6 protein-coding genes are annotated in these 3036 nt (G+C 70.8%); 4 read left to right on the forward strand and 2 right to left on the reverse strand.

Annotated features, from left to right (window positions below; all coding sequences use genetic code 11):
• A partial coding sequence (locus tag ACWC94_RS41445; protein WP_450802884.1) for an Asp23/Gls24 family envelope stress response protein occupies positions 1 to 471 on the reverse strand: 471 nt, incomplete at its 3' end.
• A 196-nt stretch (positions 472 to 667) separates the two neighbouring features.
• Here ACWC94_RS41445 and ACWC94_RS41450 point away from each other — a divergent pair.
• The 3 genes from ACWC94_RS41450 to ACWC94_RS41460 are packed head-to-tail and all read left to right on the forward strand — an operon-like array spanning position 668 to position 2255.
• Complete coding sequence (locus ACWC94_RS41450; RefSeq protein ID WP_227025788.1) at positions 668 to 1216, forward strand: RNA polymerase sigma factor; 549 nt, start codon at positions 668 to 670, stop codon at positions 1214 to 1216.
• Positions 1207 to 1878, forward strand: a complete 672-nt coding sequence (locus ACWC94_RS41455; protein ID WP_450802851.1) for a hypothetical protein — start codon at positions 1207 to 1209, stop codon at positions 1876 to 1878. The genes ACWC94_RS41450 and ACWC94_RS41455 overlap by 10 nt, the downstream gene beginning before the upstream one ends.
• The gene (locus ACWC94_RS41460) at positions 1878 to 2255 is read left to right on the forward strand and encodes a hypothetical protein (protein WP_450802853.1); all 378 of its coding nucleotides are present in this window, start codon (positions 1878 to 1880) and stop codon (positions 2253 to 2255) included. Before ACWC94_RS41455 ends, ACWC94_RS41460 begins: the two co-directional genes overlap by 1 nt.
• A gap of 202 nt (positions 2256 to 2457) precedes the next feature.
• On the opposite strand, the gene ACWC94_RS41465 is transcribed toward ACWC94_RS41460, so the two are convergent.
• A complete protein-coding gene (locus ACWC94_RS41465; RefSeq protein WP_450802854.1) occupies positions 2458 to 2631 on the reverse strand; it encodes a CsbD family protein in 174 nt (57 codons plus the stop codon).
• 139 nt (positions 2632 to 2770) lie between these two features.
• On the opposite strand from ACWC94_RS41465, the gene ACWC94_RS41470 reads away from it, so the two are divergent.
• Positions 2771 to 2941 (forward strand): hydrophobic protein, encoded by a 171-nt coding sequence (locus ACWC94_RS41470; RefSeq protein WP_450802856.1) that lies wholly within the window; start codon positions 2771 to 2773, stop codon positions 2939 to 2941.
• Positions 2942 to 3036 lie beyond the last annotated feature (95 nt).

Raw genomic sequence — 3036 nt, forward strand, 5'->3', positions numbered from 1 at the left:
GTCCAGTTCGGTCTGTTCCTCCTCGTCGTCGGGCAGGTGGACGTCGTCGACGGCGATGTTCACCTCGACGACCTCCAGGCCCGTCATCCGCTCCAAGGCGCTGATCACACCGGTGCGCACGTCGCCCGCGACGTCGACGATGGAGACGCCGTACTCGACGACAACGTCCAGGTCCACGGCGGCCTGACGCTCGCCCACCTCGACCTTCACTCCTCGCGTGACGGCCCCGCCTCCGCCCCCGGGAACGCGTTCCCGCATGGCGCCGAAGGCGCGCGCCATCCCCGCTCCCAGGCTGTAGATGCCCGGTACCTCGCGGGCCGCCATGCCCGCGATCTTCGCCACCACACCGTCCGCGATGGTGGTCTTCCCCCGTGTCTCGGCCGGAGCCCCGGCCCCCGTGCGGCCCTTGAGCGCGCTCACGCCCGCCTCGGGCCCGCTGCCCCCGCCGACGCTGGTGATGTCGTTCGTCATGGCGGTCGCCTCGATCGGTCCCTCGGACACCGGTGCGATGTCCTTCGAATGATTGGACATATCGGGCGACGCGTTCCTCACACATATCGCCTGTGACGTGTATCACATATGGCCGGTCGGGTACGCGGACGGTCCGAGCCTTGCGAGGGGCGTCATGGTCGAAAGCGCTGTTACCCCATCGCCGGGCCGCGACCCGATGGGACGCGACCTGCCGGACGGCCTGCTGGCCGTACGGGCGGCCGAGGGGGACGAGGACGCCTTCGCCGTTCTCGTCCAGCGGCACGGCCGGCCTCTCCTTGCCCTGGCCCGCTGCATGCTCGGCAACCCCCAGGACGCCGAGGATGCTGTTCAGGACGCCTTCGTCAGCGCCTGGCGCCGGTTGCCTGAATACCACCACAGCGCGGAGTTCCGTACCTGGATGTACCGGATCACCGTCAACCGCTGCCTGACCATGCGCCGTCGTCGGCCTCCGCCCCTCTCGCTGGACGTCGTCGCCGAGCCGGCGGCTAGAGACGTCTGGAGCCAACCCGTCCGGTCTGCGGAGCAGGACGCGGCCACCGCCGCCCTGTCGCGAGCACTCGGCGATCTCGACGCCGGGCAGCGACTCTGCTGGACCCTGCGGGAGGTGCAGGGCCTGTCCTACAAGGAGATCTCCCACGTGACGCGGACCAGCGAACAGACGGTGCGCGGCAGACTGTTCAGGGCACGCAGATCCCTGCAGGAGGCGATGGGCCCATGGCGCTAGACGACCCGCACGCGCGGCCTCCAGGACCGCCCGGAGCCCACCGGCCCGGTTCCGCGCCGGGTGCCACCGACGCCCCCCCGTTCGCAGGTGACGAGGTCCTGCCCTGCGGCCGGCTGCTCAGCCGGGTCTGGGAACAGGCGAGGGACGCGGCGCCGGGGGTGGACCCGCACACCCTCTCCTGTCCTCACTGCCGCGAGGCCGCCGAGGGCCTGGCCGTCGTGAACGCGGCCACCCGAGCGCTGCGCGCCGAGGACACGCCCGGCCTGCACGCACTCGCCGACCGCGTCATGGACATCGTCAGGGCGGAGGTACGGCTCGGGCGGCTGCTGCCGCTGGCCGACCCGGACCGGGAGCTGCGCATCGCCGAGAGCGCCGCGGCGAAGGTACTCAGGCAGGCCGCGGACACGGTCCCCGGTGCCAGGGTCGCGACCTGCCGGCTCGTACCCGTGGGCGAAGGCACCGACGTGCGGGTGACCATGACCCTCGCCGCCGCTCTCGACCGCCCCCTGCCCGACCGGGTCCACCAGGTGCGCCGATCGGTCCTCCACTCGGCGGCACGAGACCTGGGCCTTGCCGTGACGGCCGTCGACATCGCCGTGGTCGACGTCCTGGAGCCCGAGCCACCCCTCCGTCCCGGCCTCACGCCCGCCGGCGGTGCATGATGACTGTCCTCCGCACGACCACGCTCCTCGGCGCCGCGGCGCAGGCGGCCCTCGCAGTTCCCGGTGTGGCGGGCCTGCAACCCGGTCTCAGCCATCGCCTGGCGGCAGCCGCCGCGCCCACCCGGTCGGACATCACGCTCCACCGCACCTCGCCCGAGGAAGGCATCCGCGCCGACCGGTCGCCGGACGGTTCGGGATGGCGCATCGAGGTGCGCTGCGTCCTGTCTGAGGGCCGACCGGCGCTGGACATCGCCCGGAACGTCCACGACCGGGTGACTGCCGCCCTCGGTACCCACCTCGCCGCACACGGTGTCGCGGAACCGGTCACCGTCGCGGTCACGGTGAGCGGTATCGCCGCCGGGCACGACGCGGCATGAGCGGCGGCGCGGGCGCAGGCCCCGCAAACCGCGGCTCCTTTGCCTCCTGCGACTCCGCATCGCCGGGCTGGACCACCTCTTCCCGCTCCACCCGGGCAGCCGCCCCGCCACCCGGCCCTGACTGCGGTCCCGTTTCCGTTTCGTGACAAAGCGAGGGCTTTCCCGGACGAGTTCCGGGAAAGCCCTCGACAAGTGCGGGCCGTCAGTGCTTGAAGGCGTCCTTGGCCTTCTCCTTCGCCTCACGGGCATCGCCAACGCTCTTCTTCGCCTGGCCCTCGGCAGCCATGCGGTCATTGCCAAAAGCGCTCCCCAGGGTCTCCTTGGCCTTGCCCTCGGCCTGCTCGGTCTTCGCCTTGGCCTTCTCGCCGGCAGTCATGGAATGCGCCTCCTCGTAGCCACTGTTGCCGATTTCGCGGTAAAGCCGCTCGTGCCCAGGCTTCCCCCTCACAAACAAGGTGGCGTCCGGAATGGAGGCGCAAGTGCAGGGCAGACGGTGCCACAGGAGGTTGATAACTATGGTTCCCCTGCTTCTTGTTCTTCTTCTCGCGGTAATCTTTTTCGGCGCGGGTTTCGCCGTCAAGATTCTGTGGTGGGTGGCCCTGGCCGTGCTGGTGCTGTGGCTGCTGGGCTTCGTCATGCGCTCTACCACCACCGGCGGCGGTCGCGGCCGCTGGTATCGATGGTGACCTGAGACCTTGCGTCTCATGCGTCGGGCCCGGCCATCATGCGTTCCGCGACGCACCGGAGTGCGTGCTGCTGCCCGAGGAACGGGAGGTGCTGG

Source organism: Streptomyces sp. NPDC001135, from assembly GCF_053598395.1.